Below are 26,371 nucleotides of genomic sequence, written 5' to 3'. Positions count from 1 at the left end.
TGATGCGCAAGCTGCTTTACGGAATGGGAACGGCCGTGTGGGTGTGGGTGCTCACCGCGCCGGCGTACGCGGGAGATGGCGAGCGGGTCGGCGAGAACATCAGCCACATGCTCGGCACATGGGCCAAGAGTCTGTACATCGGCGTCGCGGCGATCGTGGCGATCTTGTTCCTGATGACCCGCAAGTTCACCGACCTGGCGGTCTTCATGGGCGCCGCCGTCCTCGTCGGCGGGTTCGTGCTCGCGCCCCACGAGATCGCCAACACCGTGCAAAGCATCTGGCAGACCGTGACGAATGGCACGTGACCGCCTGCTCATCCGCTCCTATCGGCGGGTCTTCGAGGTCGACCGGAGGATCTATCGCATCGACCGCTGGGCGCTTCCGGTGCCGGGCGGGATCCCGTTGCGCGCGGTCGGGTACTTCGCGGCGACGGTGGTTCTCACGGTCCTCCTCAGCGTCCTCCCCGCGACGGGCGAGCTGATCGGCGCGATCTCCGCGCCGCTGCGCTACGTCATCATCCCGCTCGCGGTCGCCGTGCTCGGCTCGCAGGCCGCTCCCGACGGCCGCGCCGCGCACCGCTTCGCCGCCGAATGGGTCGGTTTCAAGCTGCGCGCGCGCCGGCGCTCCGCGGGCCGGGTCATGCCGCTGGAGGGTGAGCGGGTGCTGTGGCACGGCGAGCTCGGCGTGACCTGGGATCAGCACGGCACGCGGCTCGCGCGCGGGCGCGTGACCGGGCCGGCGCGCATCACGTTCAACGTGCCGCTGCACCTGCGCGGGCTGGTGGCGCGTCCCGCCGCTGAGGGGCCGCGCGGCGAGGCCGTCGTGCTGTGCCCGGGCGAGCGACTCGAGGTACGCCCGTGAACGGCTTCCCACTGCGCTACGTCCACCAGAATCTCCTGATCGGCGACGGCGAGGCGTACGCCGCGCTGTACCGCCTCGACACCGTCTCCTATCCCTTCCTCGCGGCTGCCGACAAACGCGAATGGCTGCGCCGGATGGCGCGGTTCGCCTTCTCCGCCGAGGCGGACTTCTCGCTGTGGCGCGTGTGCCGCGCCTACCCGGCGGACGAGTACGCGGCGCAGGCGCAGTCCCTCCTCGACGACCGCGGACAGTCGTCGATCGCTTGGCGCCAGTACCTGAAGGGCCATGAGACGCACCTGCGGCAGCTGCGCGCGTTCGTGCCCGAGGTCTACCTCGCCGTCTCGCTCACGCCTCCGGGCGGGTCGGGCGTCAAGCGCGGGCTCGGCCGCGCGCGCCAGCGTGTCGAGGGGCTGTTCGGCGTCCGGCGTACCCTGCCGATCGCGGCGGCGGAGCTCGAGGCGCTGATCGTGGCGGAGGAACGCGCGCTCCGGCGTGCCGAAGCGTGCCTGCCGCTGCGCCGCGCCACCACGCGCGAGCTGCAGTGGCTGCTGCGCCGTGCCTCAAGCCGCGGCGTCGCCGAACCGGTCGTGGACCCGCATTGGGAGCCGGCCGCGCTGATCGTCGAGGCGAACGGGCGGCCGGCGTACGAGCCGCTCAGCAACGACCTCATCCGGCACGTCAACGCGCCCGTGTACGAGCACGAGCGCTCGCTGGTCATCGACGCGGAGGCCGGCCGCTCGCACCAGGCGCTGCTCGCGCTCGGCGCGCTGCCCGAGGAGGTCGAGTTTCCCGGCGGGGCCGAGTTGCTCTTCTCACCGCTGGAGGCGGTGCCGTTCCCGGTCGACGCGGTCGTACACGCCCGCTGGCTGGGCAACCGCGAGGCGATCACCCGCGTGCGCCGGCGGATCATCGACGCCGACGTCGCCTTCTCGGAGCAGCTGCATTCCTCGCACGGCCCGCTCTCGTACTCGGTCGAGGAGAACCGGCAACTGGCGCGCGAGCTCGATGCCTACCTGCAGTCGCACGAACGGCCGCCGCTGCTGAACTGCGCGATCTCGCTGGCCGTCGGGGCGGAGTCCCGCGATGAGCTCGAGCACCGCGTGGCCGCCTTGGTCCACCAGTACGGGACGGTCACGCTCCACCGCCCGCTGGGGCTGCAGCCGGCGCTCTTCATGGACCATCTGCCTCGGGCCGACGGCGGCACGGTACGCGACTACGCGGATGTGCTGACGATCGAGCAGTTCGGTGCGCTGATGCCGATCGGGACCCACCAGGCGGGCTCGGAGCGCGGTGTGTACCTCGGGCGGACGCTGACGGGCGGCGCGCGGCCGGTGCGCTTCGACATCACCGAGGCATCGCGGACGGGGCGCCCGCCGTCGATCCTGCTGGCGGGCACGCTCGGCTCGGGGAAGACGATCGCCGCCGAGCTGCTCGCGTACCAGGCCGAGCGTCGAGGCAGCCTGATCGTCGACGTGGACCCCAAGCCCGACCACAATCTCGAAGGGCTGCCGGAGCTCGACAAGCGCGTGCACGTCATCGAGCTGTCCGGCCACGATCGCTACCGCGGGCTGCTCGATCCCCTCGTCGTGGCACCGGACGCGCTGCGCGAGGATCTCGCCAGCTCGTACCTGATGGAGCTGCTGCCGCAAGCGCCCGCCGCGTGGGAGACGCAGGTTCGCAAGGCGGTGCGAACGGTCCTCGAGCATCGGCAGCCGAGCTGCCTGCGCGTCGTCGACACGCTGCTGCACGGGGCCGACTCCGACGCGCGAGCCGTCGGCGAAGCGCTGGCGGTGTGGTCGGACTCGGGCGTCGCGCGCCTCGGGTTCGGCGACGGGACGACCGAGCGGATCTCCGCCTCGCGCCCGGTCACCACCATCAAGGCGCGCGGCCTCGCGCTCCCCGTGCCGGGCGTCCCGCGCACGGACTACGACCAGGCCGAGCGGCTCGGGGTCGCGACGCTGAAGTTGATCGCCGCGTACGCGATGCGGCTGGTGAGCGGTGACCGGTCCGTGCACAAGGTCGTGCTCTTCGACGAGGCGTGGTTCCTGCTCGCGTCGCGCGACGGGCGCCGGTTGATCGACCGGCTGAACCGGCTGGGGCGGACGGAGAACGCGACGCTGATCCTGGCCACGCAGCAGCTGACCGACGTCGGGGAGATCGAGAACCTGATCGGGACGCGCTTCATCTTCGGCCAGGAGACGGTCGCGGAGGCGCGGCGCGCGCTGGAGCTGCTCGGATTGGACCCGGAGGACCGGGCCATGGTCGAGCGCCTGCGCGCCTACCGGCGCGGGCGCTGTCTCATGCGCGACATCGACGACCGCGTCGCCGAGTTGCAGATCGAGCCGGTCTACGAGCACCTCCTGCGCGTGCTCGACACGTCCCCGGGCATGCGCTTGCAGGAGGCCGCGTGAGGGTTCGCCGGCGGTGGCTGCTCACCGCGGCCGTCGGCTTCTTCCTCCTCCTCGCTTCACCGCTCGCCTCCGCCGAGTACCGCGGCAGCGACGTCCTCGGCAACATCGGGCCCGAGTCGCAGGTCGCGGGAGGGCTCGTCGACCGCTACCCGCTGTCGGCTTACACGCTCGACTACCACGTGGACGTCGGCGTCACCAACCCCGACGGCATCCCGCCGATGATCGCCCAGTGGGCCGCGGCGCAGCTGTGGAACATCACCAGCTTTCTCGTGAAGTCGGTGATCGACCTGTTCACGTGGGCGTTCTCGCTGGATCTGCTCAACGGGTCCGGCGGCGCGCTCGGGCCTGTCTCGAACGCGATCACCAGCCTGTACGAGAACGTGATCGGCCAGTCGTGGACGGTCGCCGCGATCCTGATCGCCGGCGTCTGGGGGATCTGGAAGGCCCTGATGCAGCGCCGCTACACGGAGACCGCGGGGGCGTTGGCCCTCTCGCTCACCTACGTGCTGGTGGCGCTGTTCTTCGTCTACCAGCCGGCGCAGACGATCGGGCAGGCGAGCAAGTGGACGAACCAGCTGTCGCTCGCGTTTCTCTCGGGGACGACGCAGGGCTCGCTCGACGATCCGCAGGGCGCGAAGCGCCAGGTGGCGGACCAGCTCTTCGACACGCTCGTGTACAAGCCGTGGGTCGTCCTCGAATTCGGCGGCCTGTCGCACTGCGTCGACACCGGCAAGCGCGACTCCGACGGGTTCCCGACGCCCGTCGGGCCGCACGATCCCGCGCGCGACGTGTGCCGCAATCACCTGCGCGCGAGCGCCGACGGGTTCGGCGGCTACGCGCCGCGGTTCCTCAGCCAGGCGCCCGGTTCGGATGCGCGCGATGCGGAGTACGAAGCCCTCAAGAAGGGCGAGCTGCCGGCGCTGGGGGGGACGCAGTTCAAGGGCTACCACGTCGACAAGTCCGACGCGCCCGCGGTGGACATCCAGCAGGCGGGCGGCGCCTACCAGCGATTGACCGTCACGATCGTGATCTTCGCCGGGGCACTCGGCGCGGTCTGCCTGCTCGGGTTCCTGTCGCTGGCGGTGATCCTGGCGCAGGTGGTGGCGCTGGTCCTGCTGGGGTTCGCGCCGATCGCGCTGATCGTGGGCATCTTCCCGGGAACCGGCCACGACGTGTTCCGCGGCTGGTTGAGCAAGCTCGCCACGGCGATCTTCATCAAGGCGCTCTATTCCCTGACGATCGCGATCGTCGTGGCGGTCGCGGCGGCGTTGACGAGTGCGACCGCGTCGCTCGGGTTCCTGTTCGCGTTCGCGCTGGAAGCGATCTTCTTCTGGGCGATCTTCCTCTATCGCAAGCAGATCACCGCGCGGCTGGTAGGGGCGACGTCGGGCGCGGGAGGCGGGCCGTCGATGCCGCCGATGACGGTCGCGCAGCGCGCCGGCGCGGCCGCCGCGGCCCCGTTCGTCGCGCTCGTCGGCGTGGCCCGCCGCGACCGCGGCGAGGACGAGCGCGGGTCCAAGCAGCAGGAGAGCGCGCTCGGCGGCGGGTCGATCGTCACGTCCGATCCGGCGCATGCGGGTGAGCCGGCGAATGGCGCGGGACCCGTCCACTCCACGAACGGCGCGGGACCCGGCCACTCCGCGAACGGCGCCGGACCCGGGCGCTCCGCGAATGGCGCCGGACCCGAAGGCTCGGCGAACGGCGCGCCGCCGGTGCGCAGCGACGCGCACGCGCACGTCGACGTGCACGCGAACGGCAACGGCGCCAATGGCGTCGCCCCGCACACCGGGCCCGCCGCTCCGGATGCGTCCGCGGCTCGCAACGGGTCCGCGACCCCGGCTCGCGACGGGTCCGCGACCCCGGACGGCTTGTCCACCGGCGAGCGGCCGGCGCGCCTCGTGCGAGCCTCATGGCGCTCCCGCGGCAACTCCGCGGCCGAGGCGCCGGCCCACGCGTATTCACCCGCCGAGCCGGCCGTGCACGCCGACACGACCCCGCGCGGGTCGCACGACGATGTCATGCGGCGGGCGCGCGAGCTCCGGCAGCGTGACGACCAGAGCGACGAGGAGCGCGATGCTTGACGCGCTCCGTCAGGCCGCCAACCGGCCGCTGCGCGACGGCGACCGGCTGCGCCTGTTCGCGTGCACGGTCGCCGTCGTCGTCGCCGTCGTCGCCGTGATGGCCCTGCTCGACGGCGCCGGCGCGTCGCGGCAGGGCAAGACGGAGCCGCACGCGCAGCAGACCGCGACCGCGACGAGCGACGCGGGTCCGCCGCCGCAGGCGACCCCGACGCCCGCGGCCCCACCGAGCGAGGAGGGCCAGGCCGAGCCCGCGACCGCCGCGTCGCCCGCAGAGGTCCGCGCGGCCAAGGGCGCCGCGCGTCGCTTCCTCACCGGCTACCTCGCGTTCTCCTATGGCCGTGGGCGTGCACGCGCGATCCGCGGCGCAGCGCCGGCGCTCAAGCACGACCTGACGCAGCAGCCGCCGCGGGTGCCACGACGCATCCGCGCGCACCATCCGCGGGTGCGGCTGCTGCAGAGCAACGGCGTCGACGCGCGGGCGGCGACGCTGACCGCGCTCGTCGCCGACGGCTCCGGCGTCTACACGCTCGCGCTCGAGCTCGCCCGTGCCGCGGGCGGGCGCTGGACGGTCACCGGCGTGGAGAGCTGACGCGTGGCGCTGCCGCTGGCCATCGCCGTGGAAGTGGTCCGGCGGCGCCGCCGCCTCGGCCCGAAGGTGCTCGCGGCGCTGTCCGCGCTCGGCGTGATCTTGTTCGTGTTCCTGATGGGGATCATCGGCGCCGTCTTCGGCCTGCAGCCGCTGCAGACCGGCGGGTCCGGCCCGTCGTCCCTCGCGCGCGGCGACATCCCGTCGCTCTACCTCGAGCTCTACGAGGCCGCGGGTGAGCGCTATGGCATCGACCCGTGGATCCTCGCGGCGATCGGCTCGATCGAGACCGACCACGGCCGGTCCACGGCGCCGGGCGTCAGCTCGGGCGTGAACACCTACGGGTGCTGCGCGGGCCCGATGCAGTTCTCGGTCATCGGCTCGCCGAGCACGTGGGACAGCTACGGCGTCGACGGCAACGGCGACGGCACGAAGTCCCCGTATGACCCGGCCGACGCGATCCCCGCCGCCGCCCGCTATCTCGTCGCCGGCGGCGCGCCCGACGACTACCGCAAGGCGATCTTCGCCTACAACCACGCGGTCTGGTACGTCAATGAGGTCCTCGCCAAAGCCGACCAGTACCGGTCCGCGACACCGCTGCCCGGCGGCGGCGGAACGGATGACGTTCCGCCACCGTCGGTCACGGTGCCGGAGATCCTCGACGACCGGGGGATCACGCTGACGCCGATCCAGCGTGGGGACGTGCGCTCCGGCACGCTCGACCCGCGGGTGCTGGCGATCATGGCCGACATGGGCAAGCGCCATGCGATCGTCGTCACCGCGCTGAAGTCCGACCACTCGACCTACACCGTCGACGGCAACGTCTCCAACCACTCCGCCGGGCGCGCGATGGACATCGGCGCCGTCGACGGCGAGGTCTGCCGCGGCATCCGGACCGGGCGCTGCGCCAACCTGGTGCACGAGCTCGCCGCCATGACCGGGCCGCTGCGATCGACGGAGCTCATCTACTGCTGGGACCCGGATGGCCCGGACGACCCCCGCGGCTTCGCGCGCGCCGACCACTGCGACCACATTCACGTGGGCTGGGACGGATGACCTGCGTTTTCCGTCCCTGGAGTCAGGCGGCGCGGTAGCCGGTGGACGGAGACTCGAACCACCATGGCTGCAGAGACACGACGCCTTCAGGCCTTTCCGATGTCGCGCGCGGCGAGCTGTCCGTTTGATCCACCGCCCGCGCTGCGCGCGCTCCAGGTGGCATCGCCGCTGACCCGCGTGCGGCTCTGGGACGACAGCATCGCCTGGTTGGTGACCCGCCACGCCGAGCAGCGCAAGCTGCTCGCCGATCCGCGCCTCAGCGCGGACGCCTCACATCCGCACTACCCCCATCGCGGCCCGGCGCAGAAGGAGCTGCTCGCGGGGGAGCGGAGCTTCATCGTCATGGACGACCCCGAGCATGCCCGCATGCGCCGGATGCTCACCGCCGCGTTCGCGATCAAGCGTGTCGAGACGTTGCGTCCGGCGATCCAGCGGATCGCCGATCGGCTGATCGACGACATGCTCGCCGGACCGCCGCCGCTGGATCTGGTCACCGCCTTCGCGCTGCCGCTGCCGTCGTCGGTGATCTGCGAGCTGCTCGGCGTCCCGTATGGCGACCACGAGTTCTTCCAGGCCAACAGCAGGATCCTGCTCAACAACGCGACGACCCCGCAGCAGGCGCGATCCGCCCGCGAGCGGCTGACCGACTACCTCGACGGACTGCTGGGCCAGCGGCTCGCGGACCCGCGCGGCGACCTGCTGTCCGACCTCGCCCGGCACGTGAACGACGGCGAGTTGACGCGTCACGCCGCGGCGGTGATGGCGAGCCTGCTGCTGGTCGCCGGTCACGAGACGACCGCGAACATGATCGCGCTCGGCACGCTGGCCCTGCTGCAGCATCCCGAGCAGGTCGAGGCGCTGCGCGCGACCGACGACCCGGCGCTGATCGCCGCGGCCGTGGAGGAACTGCTGCGCTATCTGAGCATCGTCCAGAGCGGGCGGCGCCGGGTGGCGCTCCAGGACATCCCGATCGCCGGGCAGACGATCCGCGCCGGCGAGGGCGTGATCCTGGCCACCGAGGCGGCCAACCGCGACGCCTCCGTGTTCGCCGACCCCGACCGGCTGGATGTCCACCGCGACGCTCGCGGCCATATGGCGTTCGGCTTCGGGGTGCACCAGTGCCTCGGTCAGCCGCTGGCCCGCGTCGAGCTGCAGGTCGCCTTGGGAACGCTCTTCCGCCGCATCCCCACGCTGCGGCCGGCCGTCGGCCTCGACGGGATCCCCTTCAAGCACGATTCATTGGTCTACGGCGTCTACGAGCTGCCCGTCGGCTGGTGAGCAGCAAGGAGCTTCACATGCGTGTCAGGGTCGACCAGGCCAAGTGCGTCGCCTCCGGCAACTGCGTCCTCACGGCGCCCGAGGTGTTCGATCAGCGTGTCGAGGACGGCATCGTCGTCCTGCTCGACCCGTCCCCGCCGGCGGAGCTCGCCGAGCGCGTGCGCCGCGCCGAGGCGCTGTGCCCGGCGGGCGTCATCAGCATCGAGGACTAGGCGCGGCTCCCTGCACCCCGCTGTCCCTGAGCAGGGGGGTGACGGGCCGGGCGTCCGATGCCCGCGACGACCGGTGCGATGAGGATTCAGAGCTCACCATTTCCTACGAAAGGAAGCAACTGATGCTGTCACGCCGTACACCGCTCCTCGCACCGCTCGCTCCGCTCGCGGCAGCCGTTGCGCTCGCCGCCGGCGCGCCCGCGGCGCACGCATACACCGCACCGAAGCTCAACTTCAAGATGCCGACCGCCTACGCGGGTCTTCCCGCGTTCCCCGCCGGGTCGATGTGCGGGAACCAGTTCGGCGCCGAGGGCCAAGGGCGGACGGGCGGCAACGACGTGACCCTGTGCGGGAACGGCCTGACCTTCGTCGGGCCGCAGACCTCGATCACCAACACGATCGGCCCGACGATCATCACCGCGGGCTTCGCGGGCACCGTCATCACGTCCGCCGGCAACGTCTCGATCCTCCCGTAGCGCCGGAGCTCACGCTGTCCATCGGCCCGGCCGCCACGGTCCCGGCGTCCGGGCCCGTGGGCGCCGGGCGCGGTGAGCATTGAACCCGCACCGCTTCCTACGAAAGGAACCAAATGATGCTGTCACGCCGGACGCTGCGGCTCGCGCCGCTCGCGGCCGCCCTCGCGCTCGCTGCGGGCGCGCCGGCGGCCGACGCCGCGCTCCTGGAGGAACCTGGTGGGGCGATCTGCGACAACACGATCGGCGATCAGGGGCAGGGCCAGACCGGAGGCAACGACACGATCGTCTGCGGCTCCGGCGTCAATCAGATCGCACCCGCGACCTCGATCACGTCCGCTGCCGGACCCGTGATCACGGGCGCGGCGGGCGGCGTCGTCGTCACGTCCGCCGGCAACGTCGTCATCGTCCTGTGAGTCGGACCTTCAAACGCGCGCTGGCGACGGCGGCCATCGGCGCCGGCGCCGTGCTCGCTCCCGCGGGCGCTGCGCACGCTGCCGCTCCCGTGACCACGGCGAGCTCTCCGTGCACGCTGACGTTCGTGCCCCCGCGGATGGGCCGGGTCGTGGTGGTGATCGGCCCCGTGATCATCGGCGGCAAGGTCATCAGCCCGGGCGTGCACGTGGAGAACGCGCCCTTGGAGCTCCCGACGCTGACGGTCACGCTGCCCGGCTGCTAGCGCGGCCGTCACTCGCACGCAAACGGGCCGGCGCTCTGCGCCGGCCCGTTGTGCTGCGTGCGGTGCGTCTGAGTCAGGTCAGCCGAACGCGATGACGTCGAGCTTCGCGCCGTTGACCGCGTAGTCCTCGCCACCCTTGGTGCACGAGTTGGCGAACGAGGCGGTCATCGTGTGCTGCGTGTCGCCGTCCGTCTCGGACATGGTGCCGACGACGATCGGCATCGTCACCGTGGTGCCCGCGGGGACGATCGGCGCGAGGGCGAACGTGTTCGCCTGGCCGTCGACCGAGATCACGAGCGAGTTGCCGAACGAGCCCGTGCACGACGAGGGCACCGCGAGCGTGACCGTGCCGGCGAGCAGGTTGATCTGGCCGGCGCTCTGCGTCCAGCTCCCGCCGCTCAGCGGGACGGACGTCGACGACCCGTGCGGGGCGGTGACGGTGTTGCCGAGACGGATCTTGGCCGCGATGGCGCCGTTGCCGTCCTTGCCGGCCGGCCCCTGCGGTCCCTGCGGGCCCGCGTCGCCCGCGTCGCCCTTGAAGCCCGAGAGCCCGTCGAGCCCGTCGGAGCCTTCTCCGCCGGAATCCCCCGAGTCGCCCTTGAGGCCCTGGAGGAACGTACCGGCCTTGAAGTCACTGGGCGTGAGCGTGCCCTTGGCGACGTTGGCGCTCGTGACACTGTTGCGTGCGAGCTTCGCGTGCGTGACGGCGCGCTTGGCGATCGCGGCGCTCTTGACGCTGCCGGGGGTCAGGCGCACGGCGGCGTAGGACGAGCCGCCGAGCGCGATGAACAGGGCCAGGTAGCCGACGGCATTGCCGCGTAGATGGCCCGTGAAACGATGGATCATGCAGACCTCTCGAGGTCGAGGGACGGATGGGTGCAGTCAGAGTCGGCGGAAGCGCCACGTGGCCAGCACGGCGGACACGACCACGATCCCGAGCGACCACGCCAGCGCGGACTCGACCGAGTGCAGGCTCGCGGTGCCGGCGCTCAGCCCGCGCAGCGCATCGGTGACGTGCGTCACGGGCTGCGCCTCGGCGAAGGTCTCGAGCCAGTGCGGGAACGTCGCGGGCGCCGTGAAGATCGACGACGCGAAGACGAACGGGAACGTGACGAGAAAGCCGGCCATGGTCGCGCTCTCGGCGTCTCGCACCACGAGGCCGATCAGCGTGAACAGCCACGAGCACGCGTAGCCGAACAGCAGCGTGATCGTGAGCCCGGCGGCGACCTCGAGCGGGGTACCGCCGAACCGGAAGCCGACGAGATATCCGAGCGCGATCAGCAGCGCGATCGTGTAGGCGAGGCGGAGCAGGTCGGCGAGCGTTCGCGCGGCGAGGATCGCGGTGCGGCTCGTCGGGAGTGCGCGCAGGCGATCGGTGACGCCCTTGGTCATGTCCTCGGCGACGCCGACGGCCGACGACGAGCCGCCGAACAGCGACGTCTGGACGATGATCCCGGGGATCAGATAGTCGACATAGCTCGGGTATCCGGGGACGTGGATCGAGCCGCCGAAGACGTACCGGAACAGCAGCACGAACATCGCCGGTGTGATCGACGCGAGCGCGAGGAGCTGTGGCGTGCGCAGCGCGAGCCGCACGTTGCGCCCGGTGAGCAGCAGGGTGTCGGAGAGGAACGTGCGCGGGCCGGTCGGCCGGGCGCGAACGATCAGGGGGGCGGGGAAGTTCTCGCTCATGCCGTCGCCCGCATCTCAGGCTCGCTCACGGCGCGCAGCGGCTTTGTGCCCGTCAGTGTGAGGAACACGTCGTCGAGCGAAGGCCCGCGCACGCCGAGGTCAGCGACCGGGATCTCCGCCTCTTCGATGCGCCGTGCGGCGGCGAGCAGCGTCGGAACGCGCTCCGGCGCCGGCAGCGTCACGCGCTGCGCGCGGACATCGGCGAGCGGCTCGCCCGGACCGAGGCCGCGCAGCAGCCGCGCCAGACGCTCGAGGTCGCCGGGGCGTGCCGGGCGCACCTCGAGCACGTCGCCGCCGATCCGGCGCTTGAGCTCGTGCGGCGTCCCCTCGGCGATGATCTTCCCGCGCTCGACGACCGCGACGCGATCGGCGAGCCGGTCGGCCTCCTCGAGGTACTGCGTGGTCAGCAGCAGCGTGCTGCCGTCGCCCACGAGGTCCTCGATCAAGCTCCACAGCTCGGCGCGCGAGCGCGGGTCCAGACCGGTGCTGGGCTCGTCGAGCAGCAGCACGGGAGGCCGCCCCGTAAGGCTCGCCCCGAGGTCGAGCCGGCGGCGCATGCCGCCCGAGTACGTCTTGACGAGACGGCTGGCGGCGTCGGTGAGCCCCAGGCGTTCGAGCACCTCGTCGGCGCGTGCTCGCGCCTCCTGCTTGTTCAGCCCGTACAAGCGGCCGACGAGCTTGAGGTTCTCGCGGCCGGTGAGCATCTCGTCGACGGCGGCGAACTGCCCGGCGAGGCCGATCACCGACCGGACGGTCGCGGCATCGCGGACGGCGTCGACGCCGGCGATCCGCACGATGCCACTGTCTGGCGCGAGCAGCGTCGAGACGATGCGGACGAACGTCGTCTTGCCCGCGCCGTTGCGTCCGAGCACCGCGAGCACGGTGCCGCTCTCGACGCGCACGTCGATGCCGGCGAGTGCGGTCACGGAGCCGAAGGACTTCTGCAGACCCTCGGCGAGGATCATCGGGGTACTGGCCACTTGGTTGGTTCCTTCGCGTCAGCGGGCGCTGCAGCCCTGGGAGGTCAGCACGCGACCGGACGGGCGCCAGATGCTCAGCATCCCGTTGCGCTGCACCCTGATCCGCAGCGGCACAGGCTTCGCCGTCGCGTCGCTGCCGGCGCCGAGATCGAGCACGCCGACCTGGCGGCCGTTGACGCGCACGATCAGCTGCGTGCCGCGCGGCAGCCGCACCTGCGTCTGCATGCGTGCGAAGCGGTCGCCTGCGGCACCGCTCTGGCACCCGCGCAGGTTGATCTCCATCCGGCCACGCTTGCGCTCCGTCTGGGCCCCTGGCGCCGGAGCCGGGGCCTGGGTGGTGGAGCTCGTCGAGTTGTTCGTCGTGTTGTTGGTGGCGTTGTTGACGGTCGTCGTGATCGGTGCGGCGACGACGGTGATCGGCGCGGTGACGGTCGTCGTGGTGACCGTGGTGGTCACCGTGACCACGTAGATGACCGAACCGGCGACGTCGGGGAGCTCCGGCAGACCAGGCGGCACTGTGGTCGGGGTCGGCGTCGGCGTCGGGTCGGTTCCAACGGGGTCGGTGGCCGACGCCGTCGCAGTATGAGCGACCATCAACGCGGCAGCGGCCGTCGCGACGGCCCACGGGCGTACAGGCATCGCCACAGCTTGCGGGCCACCGTCCGGGCTCGACGCTGGCCGCATTGACGGCACGCGCTGACCGCCGGAACGGCTCGGTGGGTCCGACTCGAACGTAGATACCGCGAGGCGGCGGCGGGCCTGCACGCGCACCCGTCCGAGCACCTTCAGGCGCCGGCGGATGCGGGGGACAGTCCCCTTCCCGGCCTTTGGCCAGCGTCCGCGCGCCGCGGGCGCGTCATGGTGATTTCAGAGAGGGCGGGACCCGTCGCACGGAGGTGCGCAGATGTGTGGAATCACCGGATGGATCGCCTTCGAACGCGAGCTCGCGAGTGAGCGGCCGATCGTCGAGGCCATGACCGAGACGATGGCGTGCCGCGGGCCCGACGCGTGCGGGATCTGGATCGACGGGCAGGCTGCCCTCGGGCACCGGCGGCTCGCGATCATCGACATCGAGGGCGGCGCCCAGCCGATGTCGGTCACCACGCCCGCCGGCGAGATCGTGCTCGTCTACAGCGGCGAGGTCTACAACTACCGCGAGCTGCGCGCCGAGCTCGAGGCCGCCGGCCAGCGGTTCACGACCGAGAGCGACACCGAGGTCGTCCTGCGCGCCTACCAGCACTGGGGCGAAGGCCTCGCGGAACGGCTCAACGGGATGTTCGCGTTCGCGATCTGGGATGCGGGCGCGCGCAAGCTCGTGCTCGTCCGCGACCGCCTCGGGATCAAGCCGCTGTACTTCTACCGCACCGTCGACGGCGTGCTCTTCGGCTCCGAGCCGAAGGCGATCCTGGCCAACCCGCTGGCGCGCCGTGAGGTCTCCGCCGACGGGCTGCGCGAGCTCTTCGCGCACGTGCGCACCCCTGGGCACGCCGTCTGGGCGGGGATGCACGATCTTCAGCCGGGTACGGTCGTCACGGTCGACGCGGACGGTGTCCGCGAGCGTCGCTACTGGCGGCTGGCCACACATCCGCACGAGGGCGGCTGCGAGCGTTCGGTCGCGCACGTGCGCGGGCTGCTCGACGACATCGTGCGCCGCCAGCTGATCTCGGACGTGCCGCGCTGCGTCCTGCTCTCCGGCGGGCTGGACTCGAGCACGGTCACGGCCCTGGCGGCCCGGTTCCTCGGCGAGGACGGCGAGCGCGTGCGCAGCTTCGCGGTCGACTTCGTCGGCCAGACCGAGCACTTCCACCCGGACGAGCTGCGCGGGACGCCGGATACGCCGTACGTGCACGACGTCGCCCGCCACGTCGGCGCCGAGCACCAGGACATCGTGCTCGACAACGAGACCCTGTCGGACCCCGAGCTGCGCCGGCGCGTCACCGCCGCCAACGATCTCCCGACCGGCCTCGGCGATATGTACGCCTCGCTGTACCTGCTCTGCAAGGCGATCCGCGAGCACTCGACGGTCGCGCTCTCCGGCGAGTCCGCCGACGAGCTCTTCGGCGGCTACCGGCAGTTCCACGACCCGGCGATCCAGCGCGCGCACGAGTTCCCCTGGCTCGCGACGAAGGACGCGTTCGGCATGAAGCCGGACGTGATCCTCGCTCCTGCGATCGCCGAGGCGCTCGACCTTCCCGGCTACCGCCGCGACGCATACGCGACCGCGGTGGCGGAGGTCGAGCACCTCGACGGCGAGGACGCGCTCGAGCGGCGGATGCGGATCTCGAGCTACTTGCACCTGACCCGCTTCCTGCGCTACCTGCTCGACCGCAAGGACCGCATGAGCATGGCGGTCGGGCTCGAGGTGCGCGTCCCGTTCTGCGACCACCGGCTGGTCGAGTACGTCTACAACGCCCCGTGGGCGCTGAAGACCTACGACGGGCGCGAGAAGAGCCTGCTGCGCGGTGCCGCCCGCGACGTGCTCCCGCGCTCGGTGGTCGAGCGCGTCAAGAGCCCGTACCCGTCGACCCAGGATCCGCACTACGTCGCGGCGCTGCAGCGCCAGGGGCGCGAGGTGCTCGACTACTGCGAGAACGGCGTGACCGACCTCGTCGATCGCGTGTGGCTGGAACGCGCCACGCGCCCCGCGGCGGTGGTCTCGACGGCCGACCGCCAGGGGCTGGAGTGGACGCTCAACCTCGAGGCGTGGCTCGAGCTGTACCGCCCGCGCTTGAACCTCTAAGAGGGCCGTGGGGACGAACGTCAACTCCCTCACACGCCGTGTCTGTCGCAGTGATCGACCGTACGGGTTTGAGGGTTCCGGCGCGGGTTTCGATCAGGTTCGCGCTGTTCGATGTGGCGCGGTGATGGGGGTGCTTCACGTTTGTACCCGCAGGGGGAACGTTTGTGCAGCACCCCCCTCGCGACCGGTGGTCGTTTGCCCGGAGCCTTGACGGTCAGTCTCGACCACCACCCCAGTCGTGGACCGCCTCACTTGAGCGTCGCGGCTGCCGGCGCGGGGTGAAGGGCCGTGGCCACGCTCATTCGCCTGGGGGGACGAACGTCAACTGCGCCGGGTGGGGGAGGGGGGAGTGGCGAGCCACCCGCCCCTGGGCTGCCGCCGTCCGCCTCGCGGCTCGGCTCTGTTGGCACGGGTCGCCGTGCCGGGATACCGACAGTTACGGGCTACGGAGAAGGAAAGTGTGTCCCGCACACGCCGGGTCCCGGTCGCCGCGGTCGACCGTGCGCGTGTACCGGTCTGAACGTGTGCTCGATCAGGTTCGCGCTCGCGACGCGAGCGTCGAGTTTCTCGCGCTGTGCTCACGAAAGTCGACGCTCGCTCACCTTCCCACGTGTCTTGGGGCCGAATGAGGTGGGAAGGCCGGCCGCCACGTGGACTCACGGCCGGGTCGCACGCGCCTAGCGAGGGAGGTGTGCCCGGGCGCCATTGGCGCCCGGGCGGGACCTTCACATGTCCATGCCGCCGTTGACGGCCCAGACCTGGCCGGTGATGTAGGACGAGGCGTCAGCCGCGAGGAACTCGACGACGCGCGCGATCTCGTCCGCGCGGCCCAGCCGGCTGAGCGGCACCTGCGAGCGGATGCCGTCCAGCACCTTCTCGGGCACCGACGCGAGCATGTCGGTCTCGATGAACCCGGGCGCGACCGCATTGACGGTGATGTTGAGGCCGTCGGGCTCCAGCCGGTCCTGGCGCTTGAGCGCGAAGGCGGCCTCTTTGGCGAGTGACATCGTGAGCCCGAGCAGGCCGGCCTTCGACGCGGCGTAGTTCGCCTGGCCGATGTTCCCGGTCTGCCCGATGATCGAGGAGATGTTCACGATGCGACCGCTGCCGCGCTCGATCATGTGCCCCAGCGCCGCTTGCGCGGTGAAGAAGGCGCCCGAGAGATTGACGGCGAGCACCCGGTGCCAGTCGTCATCGCTCATCTTCAGCGCGGTTCGGTCGGCGGTGATGCCGGCGTTGTTGACGAGGATGTCGAGCCGGCCGTAGCGCTCGATGACCTCCTGAACCGTCCGCCGGCACGCCTCCGGCGAGCCGACGTCGCCCTGATGCACGGAGATCGCGGACTCGGCCTCGAAGCGCGCGGCGCGCTCGCGGTCGCTTCCGAACCCGGCCGCGACGACCGCGCCGCGCGCTGCCAGCGCGCGGCTGATCGCCGCGCCGATCCCGCGCGTGCCGCCCGTCACGAGCGCGACGCGGCCGATGAGCCTGTCGTCGCGCTCGAGGGCGGCACTGTCCTGCATCTCGATAGCGGACATCCTGTCTACGGCGTCAGCAGTTCGCGGGTGAAGCGGCTGGACGCGCTGAGCAGGTCGCGAGTGAACGACGCGCGGGCGTGAAGCAGACGCGTCATCCAGTCGATCTCGGTCGCCTCGGCGAGCTTGTCGTCGGCGTCGGCGAACATGCCGAGCGTCTGTTCCAACGCTTCGGCCGCCTCGATCATCGTCGTGCGCCCGGCCGTCAACAGCTCTTCCTGGCCGTCGCGGATGCCGGCCACGATCTTCTCGGGGTCCTGGGTGGATGTAGCGGTCATGATGGTCTCCTTCTGGTCACGCAGCGCGTTGCAGCTCCCGCGGCGTCGCCGCGGCCTCCGTGTGGCGCTGAGGCACACGGATGGCGGGTTGCACGAGCCCGAGCCGCTGGCCGCGATGAACGGCGGCCGCGCGGTTGCGAACGTCGAGCTTGCGGTAGATCAGCGTCGTGTGGTGCTTGACGGTGTCGACGGACAGCCCGAGCGCCTCGGCGATCGTGCGGTTGGTCTCGCCTTCCGCCATCAGGTCGAGGATCTGCCTCTGGCGCTCGGAGAGCTGCCCGCGTCGCACCTCGGGGCGCCACACGAAGGGGTCGTCGCCGCCGGCGACGGCGCGGAGCGTGTCGACCAGCTCCGCGGCCGTGCTGTCCTTGGGCACGAACCCGCACGCACCCGCCACGCGCGCGGCGTGCTGGGTGATCGAGCGAGCGCTCGAGGTCAGCAGCACCCGCACCGTGGGCGCCTCGCTGCGGATCGCCGCACAGATCTCGGCTCCGAACTCTTCGCCGACGAACAGGTCGACGAGCGCGACCCGCGGCTCGTGGCGCGCGGCCAGGAGCACCGCGTCCTCGCCGCGGCGCGCACCGATGATGCGCGTCACCCAGTCCTGGCGCTGGAGCACGACGCGCAGGCCGATGTGGATCAGGTCCTGGTTGTCGACCAGCAGCACGCTTCCGCGGAGTGCCGTGTTGGGGACGCTCATAGTCCTCACGTGTAGGTGAGGAGGTCGCCGCGATGCGCGATCAGGACGTCGCGCATGCTTGTCGGGTCGTGGCCGGTGATCGTGGCGGCGGCGGGATCGACGACTTCGTAGTACCCCTCGCGGATGGCGCGGCCGAACGCCGCGATCGCCTTCGCGACCGGCTTCGGCGCACCGTTGCGGGTCAGGCCCCAGGTCAGCACCCGGTCGCCCAAGGGGACCAGCTTGACCGCGCGACCGCTCACCTCGGCCAGCAGCTCGGCGAGCTCGCGCTGCGAGAGCGTCTCCGAGGCGGTGACGTCATACGTCATGCCTTCGTGGCCGTCGCCGGTCAGCACCGTCGCGGCGACACGCGCGACGTCGCGCCGCGACACGTAGCTGAGCCGGCCGTCGCCTGCGTTGGTGTAGAGCTTGCCGCCGGCCACGGCCAGCGCGCCGGGCTGAACCTGCAGCTCGGCGAACGTCGCGTTGCGCAGGATCGTCCACCGCAGCGGGCTCTCGCGCAGGAGGGCCTCGGTGTCGCCGTGTTCGGTCGCGATCGCGCCGACCGGGTGGCGGGCGACCGGGTTCAGGAACGACGTGTAGACGACGTGCTCGACGCCGGCCGCGGCGGCCGCGTCGATCGCGTTCTGGTGCTGCGGGATGCGCCGGCCGACGGCCAGCGTGCTGATCAGCAGCATGCGCGTCCCGCCGGCGAACGCCGCCGGCAGGGACCCTGGCTCGTCGAAGTCGCCGTAGCGGACGCTCGCGCCGCGCTCGGTCATGTCCTCCAGGGCCTCTGGATGACGCGTGACGAGTATGAGTTCGCTCGCGGGCAGCCGCTCCAGCAGCTCCTCCGCGACGAGGCGCCCGAGGTGTCCGGACGCCCCCGTGACGATCGTCGGCACCGGGGATTCTCCGTTTCTTGTACGAGGGTGCGCCGAGGCGGCGCTCGAAACGGTGAAGCTAGGTCCGGCCCAGGGTCCGAGGCACTGGCCCGAGCGCCAGCGCGACCCGCCCAGGGGGTCGGCACGGCCGCCCGCCGGGTCGCCGGGGAGCCGAAGGACCGGTCCGGTCCTGACCTCGGGTCAGTGTCTCGAAGTCCGGCGCGCGGCGACCGTTCTGCGGCAGCCTGACCCCCTACCGACAGGACACTCTGCATGCACATCCTTCCGCCTTCCGAGCGCTTCACGGCCCGGCGGCTCGCGCCGGCGGTGACGGCGGCGCTGGTCAGCGTCGCGGTCGCCGCCCCCGTCGCCGGCGCGCAATCGGCGATCACCGTCGATGCCGCGAAGGACTCGGTCCAGGTCTCCGGCCTGCCACTGGGCATGGCGACGCTTCAGATCACGCGCCCAGACCTCAAGACGGGCGCGCCGGTCGTGACCGGCCAGTACCAGGGCCTTGCGCTGTTCGGCCTGCCGTTCGGCGTCAACACGACCGCGCCGAGCTTGTTGAACCCGGCCGGGGATTGCTGGCAGAAGGGCGCACTGTCGCTTTCCGGCGACCTCGGCCTGACGCCCGACATCCTCCCCGGTGACACGGTCTCCGTCACCGGCGGCGGCCCGACCCTGACCGTTCCCGCGCAGACCGCCGCCGGCGACGGCACGACGGGCGGCCCGATCGCCGGTTGCGACACCCTGTCGCTCTGGGGCCGCAACGAGGTCAAGACGGCCTCCTTCGCGTCCGCCGGCGGGGATCTCGCGGTCACCGGCCAGGCCCAGCCGGGCACCAAGAGCGTGACCGTGAAGGCCACCGATTCCGCCGACCTGTCGACGGACGAGGTCGCCGCGACGCTCGCCTCCGACGGCTCGTACACCGCGACCATCCCCGCCGCAGCGCTCGCGGAGCTGGCCGACGGCGCGCTGAACGTCTCCGCGGACTACAACGTCCCGGACGTGGCGACGGGCAACCCGGCCGACATCGGCGGCCCGACGCTGAGCGTCGACAAGCAGACGCCCGCGACGCCGGCCGATCCCGAGCCCCAGCCCGAACCGCAGCCGGCGGCTCCGTCCGCGCCGAAGATCTCGCTGCACGGCCTGCTGGCCAAGAAGAAGATCACGCTGCGTTCGCTGCGGGCCGGCAAGCTGCGCGCTTCGTTCATCGTGCCGACCGGCGCGAACTACGTGCGCGTGCGCCTCTCGAAGAACCGCACCACGAAGGCGAAGGTGATCGCCCAGGCCGCGGCCGCGGGTTCGCGCCAGACCATCGCGCTGACCGGCGTGCGCAACGCCAAGCGCGGCGTGTACACGATCACGGTTCTGGCCAGTCCGGTCGGGACGATGTTCGTGGGCGACGTCCTGCGGGCTCAGGTGCGCGTGCGCTGAGCCGCGCTCGCACACCGCTCATGAAGTGACGGCGACGGCCCCGGCTCACGGGGCCGTCGCCGTGTGCGCGCGCCCGAACGTGTCGCATCTCGCGCGCGCGCGTCCGCGCGCGAGGCCGTCGGCTTACGGTCGATATGTGAACACGAAACACTTGACTTTGACTGCAATAGTGGCGTTCTCATGTGTATTTTCGGCTCCGCAGATCGCCGGCGCTCAAGGCCTTCCGCTGATCGTCGGCGGCGCTGCCGCCGCGCCCGGCGCCTGGCCCTCGATCGCCTATCTGAGGGGCGCCTATGTCGGCCCCGACGGCGAGCACGGCTTCGCGTGTACCGGCAGCGTCGTGGCGCCGCAATGGATCATGACCGCCGCGCACTGCACGCGCGGGCCGCAGGGTGAGACGCTCGAGTCGCTGAGCGTGACCCTCGGTACGACCAAGCGCGACGATCCCGACGCCGAGGTGATCGCCGGCGACAGCGTCATGACCGACGACTACGACCCGCAGCGCAACCACAACGACATCGCGCTGGTGCACCTCGCGCAGCCGACCGCGCAGCCGCCGATCCGCATCGCCCAGAGCGGCGACTCGCTCGTGAGCCCTCAGGGCAAGCCGAACGCCGCGGGATGGGGGGCGATCGACGAATCCGGCCAGGTCTTCACACCCGAACTGCAGGAGGGGTATCTGCAGATCCGGTCGGCGGCCGACTGCGCCACCGTCGCCCAGGACTTCGACCCCCTGACCCAGACGTGCGCAGGCACGCCGGATCAGACCGGAGCCTGCTTCGGAGACAGCGGCGGGCCGCTGCTGGAGTTCGACGCGAGCACCGGTGAGCCGGTGCTGTGGGGCGTGACGAGTTACGCGCCGCAGAACGGGGGCCCGCCGTGCGCGCCGGAGCTCCCCGTCGTCTACACGTGGATGCCCGGCTTCACCAACTTCATCAACACCACGCTCGGCACCCAGCCGGCGCCGTCCATGCAGCCGCCGCCCCCGCCGCCGTCGCCGTCCGAGCAGCCGGCCGATGATCCGGCCGCGGACGGCGTGCCGGCGCTGCCGGCTGACGCGCTGCGCAGGTTGCGGGTGCGGTCGCGGATCTCGTTGCGCGCCGCGCGCGCCGGCAAGCTGCACGCTTCGGTCGTCGTGCCGGCCGGCGCGCGCTTCGTGCGCGCGCGCCTGGCGCGGCACGGCCGCACACGAGCGTTGACGATCGTGCGCGCCCAGCCGGGTACGCGACAGACGGTCCGGCTGGCCGGCTCGAACCTCGTGCCGGGCGTCTACAAGCTGACGGTGGGCGCGATCCCCACGCGCTCCGCGCCCGCCGCGGAGGTGCTGCGCGCGTCCGTGCGCATCCGCCGGCGGTAGTCGGTCAGGAACCGAAGTCGGCGGTGTACGTGCGGCCGTGCGGGCCGTGCGCACCAGAGACGGGGACGCCCCTGACCTGCCCGACGCCGACCACGCGGAACCGCGGGTCGAGCACGATCTGGCGGTGCGGTGGGCTCTGCATCCAGGCGGCCACGATCCCGGCCGGCGTCCCGCGCCGGCCGGTTCCCCACGCGAGCGTCTCAGCGGCCGACCAGGCCGTGTGCCGCCGTGCCCACGAGCTGTGCCGGATCCGTGCTTCGAAGTCACCGTGGCTGAAGTGCCGGCGCGCGACCATGTGGGCCGAGTGGGCGCGGGCGAGCGCGGCCAGCGAGCGCTCCCGCCTCACCGGTCCAAGGCCGTTCGCGGCGCGCTGCGCGTTGATCTCGCGGATGACCGCGGCGGCCCTGTCCGCGGCCTGCGCGGACGAGGGGGCGGGCGCGGCGAGTGCCGCGGTCGCCATGGGGAGCGCGGCCAGGCGTCTAAGCCCGTGCACGGCGCGTGTCATCGGTACCTCCTTCGTCGGGGGTGATGGAAAGCTCGATCGCCGGCGCCGGTCTCAGCGCTGCCGGCTTGCGCGCGCGGTCAGCCGCACCGCGGTCTGAAAGAGCGCACGCTCCTGCCGCGCGCCGGTCACGCGGAAGCGGACCGTGACCGCGAGCCGGCGGCTGTGACCCAGCCGTTTGCGACCGCTGGGCGAGAGCGCGAGCCGCAGGCGCACGGCGTCACCGGCCGCGAGCCGCGAGCTCGCCGTACCGACGCGCACCGTATGGCCGCGCACCTTCGCCGTGTAGGTGCCCGCTGCGGTGCACGCGCGGGCACAGCGCAGCGACACCGCGCCGAACCCGCCGCTCGCGTCCGGGCGCTTGGCCAGTCGCCCCCAGCGCGCGGTCGCGAGCGCCGGCCGTGGCGGCACGGCCGGCGGCGGCGCGGCGACGGGTTGGTCGGCGGGCGGCGGATCGGCCGGCGGAGCGGGCTCGACCGGGGCCGCCGGAGCGCTCTCGAACCCGTCCAACGGCGTGACCGCGGCCTGGCTGCCGTCCGGCCGCGACGTGAAGAGGAACGGCCGGCGGGAACCGGGGTAGCCCGCGGTTCCCGTCCCGGTGATCCCGTCGGCGTTCGCGGTGACGGCGGCGAAGCCGGACGGGAGATACGGGAAGGGGTTGAGGACCTGCGCGCCGAGGGGGGCGAACACGGTCGTGTCCGCGGCGAGCGCCGTCGGCGCGACGGCGGCGAGCGCGGCGCGCGCCAGAAAGCCGGCGGGCGCCGCCCACCCGAGCTGGGAGCCGGCGACGAGCCAGCCACCCGACGCCATGCGTGCGAGGGCCACGCTCCCCACCGGTGCGCCGGTGCCGGAGCCGAAGCTGAGCGTCCGCCGTCCTCCCGCTCCGCAGGCCGGAGCGGCGCTCAGCGCGGGGAGGGTGAAGCACTGGCCGGTGAGGGTCGTGCCCGCGAGGGCGACCGCGACGCCGCCGTCCGGCCCGGCGGCCAGCCCGGTGAACGCCTCGCCGAGCAGGCCGCCGAGGTCGAACGTGCGCGTCTGCATCGGCGTCAGGTCGGGCGCGAAGCGAAACAGCGCCGCGTCGCTGCCCGAGAAGCCGGCGGCGACCGGATGGCCGGTCGCATCGATCGTGACCGTGGTGAAGCCGACGCTGGACTGCGGATCGGCCGCGCCGATCATGGCCGACGTGCGGACCGTGCAGTCGCTGCCGTCGACGATCGCGATCACGCCGCGGGTCGGGAGCGCGAGCGTCCCGCCGACGACCACGAGATCGTTGCCGAGCGCGGCCGCTCGGCCGGGCAGGATCGATGCGGCGAGCCCGTTGACGGTGACGCCGCCCGCGCCGCATGAGCGCTGCAGCGTGCCAGTCGAAGGGTCGATCTTCGACACGACGAGTCCGCCGTTGCCGTAACCGATGCCGTACACGTAGCCGCCGGCGGATACGACGTCGGTGATCCCGTCAGCCGCTCCCGCGGCTCCCTCGACGCGCTCGAGCCAGTCGAAGGCGCCGGCCGCCGGATTGAAGCGACCGATGACGCTCGAGCGCAGGTCACCGGTCGCGAAGGTGGACCCGCCGACGTACACGTTGCCCGACGCCACGGCGACGGCGCTCGCGTCAGCATCACCCGCTCGGGCGACCGACGGCGCGCCGGCCAGCGCCGCGATGCCGGCGAGCGCCGCGAGAATCCGTTTCTTCATTAGCGGCAGAGTGCGGGCGGGCCGGAACAGGCACGACTGTCCCGACGGCCAGAGGCGCAGTCCGATCGGCCAGCCTGGCGTTCCCGGGGGCTGCCTTAGCGTGAGATAAATGGACCGGCCCGTCATCGTCAGCGCTTTGCGCACCCCCGTCGGCAGCTTCGGCGGCGCATTGAAGGACATCCCCGCACCACAACTGGCGGCGCACGCGGTGCGCGCCGCGCTCGAGCGCATCGGCCTTCGCGCCGACGCCGTCGACGAGGTGTTGCTGGGCTGTGTGTTGCAGGCCGGCCTCGGACAGAACCCGGCGCGCCAGGCCGCGCTCGCGGCCGGCATCCCGAACGCGGTCCCCGCCACGACGGTCAACATGCTGTGCGGCTCGGGCCTGAAGTCCGTCGCGCTCGCCGCGCAGGCGATCCGCGCCGGCGACGCGGACATCGTGGTCGCCGGCGGCATGGAGAGCATGTCGCGCGCTCCCTATCTCGTGCCGGAGGCGCGCTTCGGCGCGCGTCTGGGCGACGCCGCGTTCATCGACTCGATGGTCCACGACGGCCTGACCGATGCCTTCCACGACATCCACATGGGGATCACCGCCGAGAACGTCGCGGAGCAGTTCGGCATCACGCGCGAGGACCAGGACGCGTTCGCCGCGGCCAGCCAGCAGAAGGCCGAGCGCGCCCTCGACGCCGGCGTGTTCCGCGACGAGATCGTGCCGATCAGGGTGCCGCACGGGCGCGGGACCCGCCTCGTCGACACCGACGAGTCCCCGCGGGCGGGAACGACCGTCGAGGCGCTCGCCCGGCTCCGCACCGCCTTCCGTGCCGACGACGGCACGGTGACAGCCGGCAACGCGTCCGGCCTCAACGACGGTGCGGCGGCGCTCGTGGTGATGTCGGCCCGGCGGGCGGCCGAGCTCGGGCTGGAGCCGTTCGGCAGCGTCGAGAGCCATGCGTCCGTGGGCCTGGACCCCGCGATCATGGGCCTCGGGCCGGTCCCCGCGGTGCGCGCCGCCCTCGCCAGGGCCAGGCTCAGCCTGCGCGACATCGACCTGTTCGAGCTCAACGAGGCGTTCGCCGCGCAATCGCTCGCGGTGATCCGCGAGCTCGGCCTCGAGGCGGAGCGGGTGAACCCGCACGGCGGCGCAATCGCCCTCGGGCACCCGATCGGCGCGAGCGGCGGACGAATCCTCGTCAGCCTCTTGCACGAGATGCGCCGGACGAATGCCGGACGCGGAGTCGCGGCGCTGTGCGTCGGCGGCGGTCAGGGCCAGGCGGCCGTGATCCGCAACGGCGCGCATCGGACCGCGGCCTCGAGCCGTTCCCGCCCGCGTGCCCTCCGCGGCCGCCGCACCCCTGTCGGCGCCGACTGCGACGCCGGCCCAGCCAACGCCCCACGAACCCCCCGAGGTGCCGCATGACCGCGACCGATCCAACCGCAGGCATCGACCCCCTGAGACGCCCGGCAGGTCGCGAACGACGCGCGGCCCGCGGCTTCCAGCTTCCGATCGTGCGCGAGGTCGCGCCGGTCGCCCACGGTACCGCTGACGGCGAGTTCGGCCGGCACCAAGCGCATCACGCGCCGGACCGGCGCTGAGCGACTCAGCGCCGGGCCGGCGCTGAGTCGCTCCGAGCCTCAGGCTCGCGGCCGCGCCCGGCGCGATGCCACCATCGGCGCCACCACGAGCAGGATCAGCGCCAGCACGGCGAACGGTGCGATGTCCTTCGCGCGCTCGGCGGTCGGCCTGAGCAGTCCGAACGGTCCGACGGGCCCCTGGTCCGGGTCTCGTCGCGGCGTATGGGGGTGACGCGGGGCGGTCCGCGACGGTGATCGGGGAGCGCGCGACGCCGGCGCCCCGCCGCGATGGGTCTGCGGCGCCGCCGGACCGGGCGGCGTGCTCGTGCCCGTCCGCGTCGCCTCGCCGCTCACCGGGACCGGCCGCGGGTTCGCCGCGCTCGGCGCCCCGCCCGTCGTAGTCACGGGGCGATCGGTGGGCACGACCCGGCGTGACGGCGGCAGCACCGGCGGCGCTGACGGACCCGCGGTGGGGGAGGGCACGGCCGGGCTGGGCGCCATGCCGCCACCGGGCACGGCCGGGCCGGGCGTGGGGACAACCGGGTCGGGTGTCGGAACGGTAGGACCGGGCACGCCGCCACCGGGCGTGGGTCCGATCGGCCCGGGCGCGGGCACGATCGGCCAGGGCAGGCCGCCGCCGGGGATCGGCACGATCGGCCAGGGGAGGCCGCCACCGGGCGTCGGGACGGTCGGCTCGGGGACACCGCCACCAGGAGTCGGAACGGTCGGCTCGGGCATGTCGCCTCCACTCGGCGGGGCCGGGGCCGGGTCCGGGGTCGGGGTGGGGGTCGGCGGCTGCGGGACAGGGGCGCGACCACGGCCTCGTCGGTGGCGCGAGCCCGCGCCGCCACCACGCCGCCGACCGCCACGCTCACGCGGACCGGGCGCGGACTCACGCCGGTCGCCCGTCCGCCCATTGCCACGGCGGCCGGTCACGGACGCGCCGTCACCACCCGCGCCCGTCCCGCGCTTGTTTGCACTCCCTTGCCGCCCGGGCGCGGTCCCGCCGCCGTTTCCGCGCGGGTTGGCTGCGCCGCCGTTGTTGCCGCGCGAGTCGCGAGCACCGGAGCCGCTGTGGCCACCACCCGCGCCAGCGCTACCCGACCCGCCGTTGCCGCGCGGGTTGCCCGCGCCGCCGGAGGGGCCGCCCGCGCCGCCGTTGTTCCCGTGGCCGGCGTTGCCGCCGCGGCGGCCATTGCCGCGCGAGTCGCGAGCGCCGGAACCGCTGTGGCCACCACCGGCACTGCCGTTGCCGCCGCCCGCGTTGCCGCCGCGGCCGTTGCCGCTGCCGCCGCCCTTGTTTCCGTGGCCGCCGTTGCCGCGCGAGTCGCGACCGCCGGCGCCGCCGTGGCCACTGCCCGCGCCGGCACGACCCGCGCCGCCATTGCC

The 26,371-nt window shown here is 72.6% G+C and carries 25 protein-coding genes and 1 pseudogene; 15 read left to right on the top strand and 11 right to left on the bottom strand.

Annotation, left to right across the window (positions count from 1 at the left end):
- Positions 1-2 precede the first annotated feature (2 nt).
- The 11 genes from OM076_RS35535 (at position 3) to OM076_RS35485 (ending at position 9,637) form a co-directional block, all read left to right on the top strand.
- Positions 3-305, top strand: a complete 303-nt coding sequence (locus OM076_RS35535) for a hypothetical protein (RefSeq protein ID WP_270044918.1) — start codon at positions 3-5, stop codon at positions 303-305.
- Positions 295-861, top strand: a complete 567-nt coding sequence (locus OM076_RS35530; RefSeq protein ID WP_270044917.1) for a TcpE family conjugal transfer membrane protein — start codon at positions 295-297, stop codon at positions 859-861. Before OM076_RS35535 ends, OM076_RS35530 begins: the two co-directional genes overlap by 11 nt.
- Positions 858-3,272: an ATP-binding protein gene (locus tag OM076_RS46500; protein WP_270044916.1), complete on the top strand. Its 2,415-nt coding sequence runs from the start codon at positions 858-860 to the stop codon at positions 3,270-3,272. The genes OM076_RS35530 and OM076_RS46500 overlap by 4 nt, the downstream gene beginning before the upstream one ends.
- Positions 3,269-5,353: a type IV secretion system protein gene (locus OM076_RS35520; protein ID WP_270044915.1), complete on the top strand. Its 2,085-nt coding sequence runs from the start codon at positions 3,269-3,271 to the stop codon at positions 5,351-5,353. Before OM076_RS46500 ends, OM076_RS35520 begins: the two co-directional genes overlap by 4 nt.
- Complete coding sequence (locus tag OM076_RS35515) at positions 5,346-5,942, top strand: hypothetical protein (protein WP_270044914.1); 597 nt, start codon at positions 5,346-5,348, stop codon at positions 5,940-5,942. The genes OM076_RS35520 and OM076_RS35515 overlap by 8 nt, the downstream gene beginning before the upstream one ends.
- Positions 5,943-5,945: 3 nt before the next feature.
- A complete protein-coding gene (locus tag OM076_RS35510) occupies positions 5,946-6,995 on the top strand; it encodes a lytic transglycosylase domain-containing protein (RefSeq protein ID WP_270044913.1) in 1,050 nt (349 codons plus the stop codon).
- A 63-nt stretch (positions 6,996-7,058) separates the two neighbouring features.
- Entirely contained in the window at positions 7,059-8,273 is a 1,215-nt protein-coding gene (locus OM076_RS35505; protein ID WP_270044912.1) for a cytochrome P450, read from the top strand.
- 17 nt (positions 8,274-8,290) lie between these two features.
- Positions 8,291-8,485 (top strand): ferredoxin, encoded by a 195-nt coding sequence (locus OM076_RS35500; protein WP_270044911.1) that lies wholly within the window; start codon positions 8,291-8,293, stop codon positions 8,483-8,485.
- 122 nt (positions 8,486-8,607) lie between these two features.
- Positions 8,608-8,961 carry a hypothetical protein gene (locus tag OM076_RS35495; protein WP_270044910.1) on the top strand — a complete coding sequence of 118 codons (354 nt, stop codon included), beginning with the start codon at positions 8,608-8,610 and terminating at the stop codon, positions 8,959-8,961.
- A 113-nt stretch (positions 8,962-9,074) separates the two neighbouring features.
- Positions 9,075-9,374: a hypothetical protein gene (locus OM076_RS35490; protein WP_270044909.1), complete on the top strand. Its 300-nt coding sequence runs from the start codon at positions 9,075-9,077 to the stop codon at positions 9,372-9,374.
- Positions 9,371-9,637 carry a hypothetical protein gene (locus OM076_RS35485; protein WP_270044908.1) on the top strand — a complete coding sequence of 89 codons (267 nt, stop codon included), beginning with the start codon at positions 9,371-9,373 and terminating at the stop codon, positions 9,635-9,637. The genes OM076_RS35490 and OM076_RS35485 overlap by 4 nt, the downstream gene beginning before the upstream one ends.
- 78 nt (positions 9,638-9,715) lie before the next feature.
- Here OM076_RS35485 and OM076_RS35480 read toward each other — a convergent pair whose 3' ends face one another.
- From OM076_RS35480 to OM076_RS35465, 4 genes are read right to left on the bottom strand one after another with little or no spacing between them, the layout of a single operon-like run.
- The gene (locus OM076_RS35480) at positions 9,716-10,483 is read right to left on the bottom strand and encodes a hypothetical protein (RefSeq protein WP_270044907.1); all 768 of its coding nucleotides are present in this window, start codon (positions 10,481-10,483) and stop codon (positions 9,716-9,718) included.
- Between the two features lie 36 nt (positions 10,484-10,519).
- The gene (locus tag OM076_RS35475; protein WP_270044906.1) at positions 10,520-11,329 is read right to left on the bottom strand and encodes an ABC transporter permease; all 810 of its coding nucleotides are present in this window, start codon (positions 11,327-11,329) and stop codon (positions 10,520-10,522) included.
- Positions 11,326-12,309 carry an ATP-binding cassette domain-containing protein gene (locus OM076_RS35470; RefSeq protein WP_270044905.1) on the bottom strand — a complete coding sequence of 328 codons (984 nt, stop codon included), beginning with the start codon at positions 12,307-12,309 and terminating at the stop codon, positions 11,326-11,328. The genes OM076_RS35475 and OM076_RS35470 overlap by 4 nt, the downstream gene beginning before the upstream one ends.
- Positions 12,310-12,327: 18 nt before the next feature.
- The gene (locus OM076_RS35465; protein ID WP_270044904.1) at positions 12,328-12,948 is read right to left on the bottom strand and encodes a hypothetical protein; all 621 of its coding nucleotides are present in this window, start codon (positions 12,946-12,948) and stop codon (positions 12,328-12,330) included.
- Between the two features lie 265 nt (positions 12,949-13,213).
- Between OM076_RS35465 and asnB the strand changes: the two genes are divergently transcribed.
- Complete coding sequence (asnB, locus tag OM076_RS35460) at positions 13,214-15,049, top strand: asparagine synthase (glutamine-hydrolyzing) (RefSeq protein WP_270044903.1); 1,836 nt, start codon at positions 13,214-13,216, stop codon at positions 15,047-15,049.
- A gap of 725 nt (positions 15,050-15,774) precedes the next feature.
- On the opposite strand, the gene fabG is transcribed toward asnB, so the two are convergent.
- The 4 genes from fabG to OM076_RS35440 are packed head-to-tail and all read right to left on the bottom strand — an operon-like array spanning position 15,775 to position 18,443.
- The gene (gene fabG / locus OM076_RS35455) at positions 15,775-16,584 is read right to left on the bottom strand and encodes a 3-oxoacyl-ACP reductase FabG (RefSeq protein WP_270044902.1); all 810 of its coding nucleotides are present in this window, start codon (positions 16,582-16,584) and stop codon (positions 15,775-15,777) included.
- Between the two features lie 5 nt (positions 16,585-16,589).
- Complete coding sequence (locus OM076_RS35450; protein WP_270044901.1) at positions 16,590-16,859, bottom strand: hypothetical protein; 270 nt, start codon at positions 16,857-16,859, stop codon at positions 16,590-16,592.
- A 16-nt stretch (positions 16,860-16,875) separates the two neighbouring features.
- A complete protein-coding gene (locus OM076_RS35445) occupies positions 16,876-17,559 on the bottom strand; it encodes a response regulator transcription factor (RefSeq protein WP_270044900.1) in 684 nt (227 codons plus the stop codon).
- A gap of 5 nt (positions 17,560-17,564) precedes the next feature.
- Positions 17,565-18,443 carry an SDR family oxidoreductase gene (locus OM076_RS35440; RefSeq protein ID WP_270044899.1) on the bottom strand — a complete coding sequence of 293 codons (879 nt, stop codon included), beginning with the start codon at positions 18,441-18,443 and terminating at the stop codon, positions 17,565-17,567.
- Positions 18,444-18,695: 252 nt separating this feature from the next.
- On the opposite strand from OM076_RS35440, the gene OM076_RS35435 reads away from it, so the two are divergent.
- A complete protein-coding gene (locus tag OM076_RS35435; protein WP_270044898.1) occupies positions 18,696-19,859 on the top strand; it encodes a hypothetical protein in 1,164 nt (387 codons plus the stop codon).
- A 169-nt stretch (positions 19,860-20,028) separates the two neighbouring features.
- On the top strand, positions 20,029-21,216 hold the full coding sequence (locus tag OM076_RS35430) for a S1 family peptidase (RefSeq protein ID WP_270044897.1): 1,188 nt from the start codon (positions 20,029-20,031) through the stop codon (positions 21,214-21,216).
- Between the two features lie 4 nt (positions 21,217-21,220).
- Here the strand turns inward: OM076_RS35430 and OM076_RS35425 are convergent, their stop codons facing one another.
- Both OM076_RS35425 and OM076_RS35420 read right to left on the bottom strand, forming a co-directional pair.
- Entirely contained in the window at positions 21,221-21,721 is a 501-nt protein-coding gene (locus OM076_RS35425) for a CAP domain-containing protein (RefSeq protein ID WP_270044896.1), read from the bottom strand.
- A gap of 51 nt (positions 21,722-21,772) precedes the next feature.
- The gene (locus OM076_RS35420) at positions 21,773-23,413 is read right to left on the bottom strand and encodes a hypothetical protein (RefSeq protein ID WP_270044895.1); all 1,641 of its coding nucleotides are present in this window, start codon (positions 23,411-23,413) and stop codon (positions 21,773-21,775) included.
- Between the two features lie 109 nt (positions 23,414-23,522).
- On the opposite strand from OM076_RS35420, the gene OM076_RS35415 reads away from it, so the two are divergent.
- Positions 23,523-24,827: an acetyl-CoA C-acetyltransferase gene (locus tag OM076_RS35415; protein WP_270044894.1), complete on the top strand. Its 1,305-nt coding sequence runs from the start codon at positions 23,523-23,525 to the stop codon at positions 24,825-24,827.
- Positions 24,828-25,042: 215 nt separating this feature from the next.
- Here the strand turns inward: OM076_RS35415 and OM076_RS35410 are convergent.
- Positions 25,043-26,371: pseudogene (locus OM076_RS35410) on the bottom strand (hypothetical protein); the annotation flags it as partial.

The sequence above is a fragment of the Solirubrobacter ginsenosidimutans genome (genome assembly GCF_027587205.1).
The sequence above is the reverse complement of the archived record's forward strand: the minus strand, read 5'-3'. Positions and strand labels throughout refer to the sequence as shown.

Coding starts and splice junctions, on each gene's coding strand:
- OM076_RS35535 (WP_270044918.1), top strand. CDS start 3: ATGCGCAAGCTGCTTTACGGAATGGGAACGGCCGTGTGGGTGTGGGTG.
- OM076_RS35530 (WP_270044917.1), top strand. CDS start 295: ATGGCACGTGACCGCCTGCTCATCCGCTCCTATCGGCGGGTCTTCGAG.
- OM076_RS35515 (WP_270044914.1), top strand. CDS start 5,346: ATGCTTGACGCGCTCCGTCAGGCCGCCAACCGGCCGCTGCGCGACGGC.
- OM076_RS35505 (WP_270044912.1), top strand. CDS start 7,059: ATGGCTGCAGAGACACGACGCCTTCAGGCCTTTCCGATGTCGCGCGCG.
- OM076_RS35500 (WP_270044911.1), top strand. CDS start 8,291: ATGCGTGTCAGGGTCGACCAGGCCAAGTGCGTCGCCTCCGGCAACTGC.
- OM076_RS35495 (WP_270044910.1), top strand. CDS start 8,608: ATGCTGTCACGCCGTACACCGCTCCTCGCACCGCTCGCTCCGCTCGCG.
- OM076_RS35490 (WP_270044909.1), top strand. CDS start 9,075: ATGATGCTGTCACGCCGGACGCTGCGGCTCGCGCCGCTCGCGGCCGCC.
- OM076_RS35480 (WP_270044907.1), bottom strand. CDS start 10,483: ATGATCCATCGTTTCACGGGCCATCTACGCGGCAATGCCGTCGGCTAC.
- OM076_RS35475 (WP_270044906.1), bottom strand. CDS start 11,329: ATGAGCGAGAACTTCCCCGCCCCCCTGATCGTTCGCGCCCGGCCGACC.
- OM076_RS35465 (WP_270044904.1), bottom strand. CDS start 12,948: ATGCCTGTACGCCCGTGGGCCGTCGCGACGGCCGCTGCCGCGTTGATG.
- asnB (WP_270044903.1), top strand. CDS start 13,214: ATGTGTGGAATCACCGGATGGATCGCCTTCGAACGCGAGCTCGCGAGT.
- fabG (WP_270044902.1), bottom strand. CDS start 16,584: ATGTCCGCTATCGAGATGCAGGACAGTGCCGCCCTCGAGCGCGACGAC.
- OM076_RS35450 (WP_270044901.1), bottom strand. CDS start 16,859: ATGACCGCTACATCCACCCAGGACCCCGAGAAGATCGTGGCCGGCATC.
- OM076_RS35445 (WP_270044900.1), bottom strand. CDS start 17,559: ATGAGCGTCCCCAACACGGCACTCCGCGGAAGCGTGCTGCTGGTCGAC.
- OM076_RS35435 (WP_270044898.1), top strand. CDS start 18,696: ATGCACATCCTTCCGCCTTCCGAGCGCTTCACGGCCCGGCGGCTCGCG.
- OM076_RS35425 (WP_270044896.1), bottom strand. CDS start 21,721: ATGACACGCGCCGTGCACGGGCTTAGACGCCTGGCCGCGCTCCCCATG.
- OM076_RS35420 (WP_270044895.1), bottom strand. CDS start 23,413: ATGAAGAAACGGATTCTCGCGGCGCTCGCCGGCATCGCGGCGCTGGCC.
- OM076_RS35415 (WP_270044894.1), top strand. CDS start 23,523: ATGGACCGGCCCGTCATCGTCAGCGCTTTGCGCACCCCCGTCGGCAGC.